At 28.5% G+C, this 4502-nt stretch carries 6 protein-coding genes and 1 pseudogene; 6 read left to right on the top strand and 1 reads right to left on the bottom strand.

The window, feature by feature from the left end; translation table 11 throughout:
• The 3 genes and pseudogenes from AJ939_RS11050 to AJ939_RS01175 all read left to right on the top strand — a co-directional run.
• Nucleotides 1-152, top strand: a pseudogene (locus AJ939_RS11050) (bifunctional heptose 7-phosphate kinase/heptose 1-phosphate adenyltransferase); the annotation flags it as partial.
• The gene (gene gmhA, locus AJ939_RS01180) at nucleotides 149-709 is read left to right on the top strand and encodes a D-sedoheptulose 7-phosphate isomerase (RefSeq protein WP_070275941.1); all 561 of its coding nucleotides are present in this window, start codon (nucleotides 149-151) and stop codon (nucleotides 707-709) included. The pseudogene AJ939_RS11050 and the gene gmhA, both read left to right, overlap by 4 nt.
• Nucleotides 709-1473, top strand: coding sequence for a glycosyltransferase family 25 protein (locus tag AJ939_RS01175; protein ID WP_044780791.1), 765 nt, complete (start codon nucleotides 709-711; stop codon nucleotides 1471-1473). The genes gmhA and AJ939_RS01175 overlap by 1 nt, the downstream gene beginning before the upstream one ends.
• On the opposite strand, the gene waaF is transcribed toward AJ939_RS01175, so the two are convergent.
• The gene (waaF, locus tag AJ939_RS01170) at nucleotides 1459-2409 is read right to left on the bottom strand and encodes a lipopolysaccharide heptosyltransferase II (protein ID WP_070240092.1); all 951 of its coding nucleotides are present in this window, start codon (nucleotides 2407-2409) and stop codon (nucleotides 1459-1461) included. The two genes, AJ939_RS01175 and waaF, sit on opposite strands and share 15 nt — an antisense overlap.
• A gap of 58 nt (nucleotides 2410-2467) precedes the next feature.
• Here waaF and AJ939_RS01165 point away from each other — a divergent pair, with 58 nt between their 5' ends.
• The 3 genes from AJ939_RS01165 to AJ939_RS01155 all read left to right on the top strand — a co-directional run.
• Entirely contained in the window at nucleotides 2468-3277 is an 810-nt protein-coding gene (locus tag AJ939_RS01165; RefSeq protein WP_070275940.1) for a glycosyltransferase family 2 protein, read from the top strand.
• Nucleotides 3278-3331: 54 nt separating this feature from the next.
• Entirely contained in the window at nucleotides 3332-4219 is an 888-nt protein-coding gene (locus AJ939_RS01160; RefSeq protein WP_070240095.1) for a hypothetical protein, read from the top strand.
• The coding region (locus tag AJ939_RS01155) for a glycosyltransferase family 2 protein (protein ID WP_148115608.1) at nucleotides 4212-4502 on the top strand (291 nt) is incomplete at its 3' end. The genes AJ939_RS01160 and AJ939_RS01155, both read left to right, overlap by 8 nt.

Genomic DNA, 4502 nt, shown 5'->3' with positions numbered 1-4502 from the left:
GCTTTTTAAAACCCGATATTTTGGTTAAAGGAGCTGATTATAAAGATAAGCTTGTTGTGGGTACGGATATTGTTTCAAAAGTTAAATTAATCGACTTTGAAGAAGGATTTAGCACAAGTAAGATCATAGAAAAGATTAAGGATAAAAAATGATAAATTTAGTAGAAAAAGAATGGCAAGAACATCAAAAAATCGTTCAAGAAAGTGAAATTTTAAAAGGACAAATCGCTAAAATAGGTGAGCTTTTATGTGAATGTCTTAAAAAAGGTGGCAAGATTTTGATTTGTGGAAATGGTGGAAGTGCAGCTGATGCACAGCATTTTGCAGCTGAACTCAGTGGGCGTTATAAAAAAGAACGCAAGGCTTTAGCAGGTATAGCACTTACAACCGATACTTCAGCACTTAGTGCTATAGGAAATGACTATGGTTTTGAGTTTGTTTTTTCAAGACAAGTGGAAGCTTTAGGAAATGAAAATGATATTTTAATCGGTATTTCAACGAGTGGAAAAAGCCCTAATGTTTTAGAAGCTTTTAAAAAAGCAAAAGAACTTAATATGCTTTGTTTAGGGCTTAGCGGAAAAGGTGGTGGAATGATGAATAAGCTTTGTGATTATAATCTTGTCGTGCCAAGCGATGATACGGCTAGAATTCAAGAAATGCACATTTTGATCATACACGCACTTTGTCAGATCATAGATGAGAGCTTTTAATGAAAGTTTTTATCATAAATTTAGAGCGTTCTTTGGATAGAAAAGAGCATATGCAAAAACAAATTCAAAAGCTTTTTGAAAAAAATCCTAGTTTAAAAAATAAATTAGAATTTATTTTCTTTAAAGCTATTGATGCTAAAAATAAAGAACATTTGGAATTTAAAGATCATTTTCCTTGGTGGGCTTCTTGGGTATTAGGTAGAGAGCTTTCTGATGGAGAAAAAGCTTGTTTTGCTAGCCATTATAAACTTTGGCAAGAATGTGTGAAGCTTGATAAGCCTATAATCATCCTAGAAGATGATGTGGAATTTAGTGATGAATTTTTAAATCATGGGGTAGAATATATAGATGAGCTGTTAAAGAGCAAATATGAATATATAAGACTTTGTTATTTATTTGATAAAAGATTGTATTTTTTGAACGAGAGTGGATATTATTTAAGTTTTGAAAAACTTGCTGGAACTCAAGGTTATGTACTGCAAGTAAGTGCTGCAATGAAATTTCTTAAATATGCTAAAAATTGGATCTATGCTGTAGATGATTATATGGATATGTTTTATAGACATAATGTGTTGAGTATAGTTAAAAAGCCTTTATTATTAAAACATGATTGCAGAATAGAAAGTTCAATTTCTCAAGCTGGACGTTTATTTTTGAAGACTAAATTTTACAGAAAAATTATTAGAGAAATTTTTAGACTTTATAGAAATATTTTAAAACTATCTTATACTTTTTATGTTAAGAAAAAATTAGATATTAATTAAATTTTGAATTGCTTTTAAAATCACTTCAGGCTTTAAATCTTTCATGCATTTGTGGTGTTTTAAAGGACAGGTTTTTTGCATACAAGGCATGCAAGCTAGATCTAAATGCACTAATTTTGCGTTTTGATTTTGCCAAGGTGAAGTTTGGGTAAATTTTGTAGGACCAAAAATAGCCACGGTTTTTACCTTATAAACCGCACTTATGTGCATAGGACCACTGTCGTTTGTGATGAAAAGATCGCAAAAAGCGATATTTTGACAAAGGGTTTTGATGGTGGTTTTATTGCAAAGATTTTTTACTTTTATGTTTTGTTCTTTTAAAATTTGATAAATTTCATTACAAAGTTCTTGTTCGGCTTTTCCTGCGCCAAAGATTAAAATTTCATGACTTTGGCTGAAATTTAAAGCCACTTTAGCAAAATAACTCGCATCCCATCTTTTTGCACTTCCAAAGCTTGCTCCAGGGTTGAGTCCTAGAATTTTTTTACCATTTTTTAAGACAAGAGGGTTTTGAAATTTTAGCTTAAAGGGAAGTTTTAAGTTTTTAAAATGAGCTTTTATACTAAGTGAGTTTTCTATAAAATAAAGGTATTTTAAAACTTGATGTTCTTCTTTGTGCTTGTTTTTGTCAAAAAAATATCTTTGTTTTGTTTTAAGAATATGTAAGATAATCTTAGAAGAAAACGCAGATCTAAAAGCAAAGCTAAGATCGATTTTACCAAGTTCTTTGCGTAAAGATAGAGCTTGTTTATAGCGAGATTGTTTATTTTCTATGATGATTTTAGAATTAGGAAATTCTTTAAAAAGTGCTGTGGAAACCAAAGAGCCATAAAGGATAAATTGAGCATCTTTAAAGTGTTCTTTTATGGTGTATAAAGCAGGCGAAGCCATCACTGCATCGCCTAGCCAAGTGGGAAGGTGTATAAAAATTTTCATAAATTTCCTAAACTTTGATAGAATTGTTTTTATTATTTTAACAAAATTTAGGAAAAATATGCCACAACTTTCGATCATAATCCCGCTTTTTAATTCTTGTGATTTTATCTCAAGAGCTTTGCAAAGTTGCATAAATCAGACTTTAAAAGATATTGAAATTTTGATCATCGATGATAAAAGTAAAGATAATAGTTTAAATATTGTTTTAGAATTTGCAAAAAAAGATCCAAGAATAAAAATCTTTCAAAATGAAGAAAATTTAGGCACTTTTGCAAGTAGAAATTTGGGGGTTTTGCATTCTAGTTCTGATTTTATAATGTTTTTAGATAGTGATGATTTTTTGACGCTTAATGCTTGTGAAATAGCGTTTAAAGAGATGAAAAAAGGTTTTAATTTACTTTGTTTTGATGCCTTTGTGCATAGGGTAAAAACCAAGCAATTTTATCGTTTTAAACAAGATGAAGTTTTTAATCAAAAGGAAATTTTAGAATTTTTAAACAAACAAAGGCATTTTTGCTGGTCGGTTTGGGCGAAGTGCTTTAGAAGAGATATCATCTTAAAAAGTTTTGAAAAAATTAAAATAGATGAGCGTTTGAGTTATGGTGAAGATGTGCTTTTTTGTTATGTTTATTTTATGTTTTGTGAGAAAATAGCCGTTTTTAAAACTTGTATTTATCATTATGAATTTAATCCAAATGGAAGATATGAAAACAAAAATAAAGAAATTTTAAATCAAAATTATTATGATAAAAAGAAAAGTAATGAGCTGATAAAAAAGCTTTCTTTAGACTTTAAAAATGATACCTTTCATCAAAAGTTGCTTGAGGTTTTAAAGAAAGAAGAGATGGATTTAAAAAATAGAATTTAAGATTAGATTTTATATAATTAAATTTTCGTATTTTTTAACACTAGAAGGCTAATAATGACTGAAATTTCAAGTTTTTGGTATACTCCTAAAGGCTATAAGGGTATAGGTTTGATGGAAATTCTTACGATTAAATCTTGGCTTGATCATGGATATAAATTCCATTTGTATACTTATAATTTAGAAGATAAAATCTTTTTAAAATTCCAAGAGTTGTTTGATAATTTTATGCTTAAAGATGCAAATGAGATTGTGCCTTTTGAAGAATATTTTAGTGATGATAGAGGAGCTGGAGTGGCTGCTTTTTCGGATTATTTTAGGTTTAATCTTTTATATCAAAGAGATGCTCTTTGGGTAGATTTAGATATGGTTTGTTTAAATCATATGGACTTAAGTCAAGAATATATTTTTACTCAGGAGATTGACAAAGATGAAACTAAACCAAGAATTACAACATCATTTTTAAAATTTCCTAAAAATTCGGATTTTGGGAAAAATCTTATACAAGAAGCAAAAAAGATTATAGATAATAAAAAAATTATTCCTTGGGGAGTAATAGGTCCTTGGTTTTTAGCAGAACAGGTTGAAAAATGGAATTTAGGTAAATATAAATGGGATTATAAACAAACTTGTCAAATTCCGTGGTATAAAGTTAAAAATTTTATAGACAAGGGACAAGTTTTTGATGCAGGTAGACCTTGTTTACACTTATTTTCCGAAATGTGGAAAACATATGATTTAAATAAAAATCATTTTTATCAGCATGGTGTTTATGGATTTTTGCTTCAAAAGCACAATATTTTTACTTTATGTCTTAAATTAAATTATAATTTTAATTTTTATGATAAATATCATGATAAATTTCTTCTTTTAGCTAATATAAAAAATAAAGCAATATTTTATTTGCGCCATCCTAAAAAACTTTTTAAGAAAAATAATGTCTAAAATTTCAATAATTGTACCCACCTATAATGTAGAAAAATATATAGCAAGAGCTTTGGAAAGTTGCATAAATCAAACCTTTAAAGATATAGAAATAATCGTTGTGGATGATTGTGGAAATGACAAAAGTATAGAAATAGCTAAAGAATATGCCAAAAAAGATACAAGAATAAAAATAATCCATAATAAAACAAACCTAGGCACCTTTGCAGCCAGAAATAATGGTGTTAAACATTCAAATAGTGAGTATTTGATGTTTTTAGATCCTGATGATTATTTAGAGCTT

Source organism: Campylobacter sp. BCW_6889 (genome assembly GCF_001762535.1).
In the GTDB taxonomy this organism is placed as follows: domain Bacteria; phylum Campylobacterota; class Campylobacteria; order Campylobacterales; family Campylobacteraceae; genus Campylobacter_D; species Campylobacter_D jejuni.
This window is presented reverse-complemented; position numbering and strand designations above follow the sequence as displayed.